We start from the raw sequence: 304 nt of genomic DNA, 5'->3' as shown, positions 1-304 counted from the left end.
GATGTGTATAAGAGACAGCCCGCGGTGCCGGAAGTGCCGTCGCCGAGGCCGTCGGTGATGCCGTTGACACCGGCCGTGCCCGCGCCACCGTTACCGCCGGCACCACCGGTACCGATCGCTCCGGCCGCGCCACCCTTACCGCCGGCGCCACCGTCTTGTGCGCCATCACCGGGCAAGAGCACGCCGTTGCCGCCGTTACCGCCGGCGCCGCCATCACCACCGGAACCGTTGGTTCCGGCCGCGCCGCTGGCCGCCTGCGTACTGCCCTGGCCGATACCACCGGCACCACCTGTCTCTTATACAC

General features: G+C 70.7%; 1 protein-coding gene. It reads right to left on the bottom strand.

Annotation, left to right across the window (positions count from 1 at the left end; translation table 11 throughout):
- The coding region (locus tag LI94_RS25180) for a hypothetical protein (RefSeq protein WP_192831027.1) at positions 1 to 182 on the bottom strand (182 nt) is incomplete at its 3' end.
- Positions 183 to 304: the final 122 nt, after the last annotated feature.

It is taken from the genome of Mycobacterium sp. UM_Kg27, from assembly GCF_000972905.1.
GTDB lineage: Bacteria > Actinomycetota > Actinomycetes > Mycobacteriales > Mycobacteriaceae > Mycobacterium.
Note: the sequence above shows the minus strand (reverse complement) of the source record. Positions and strands in the feature narration are given on the sequence as shown.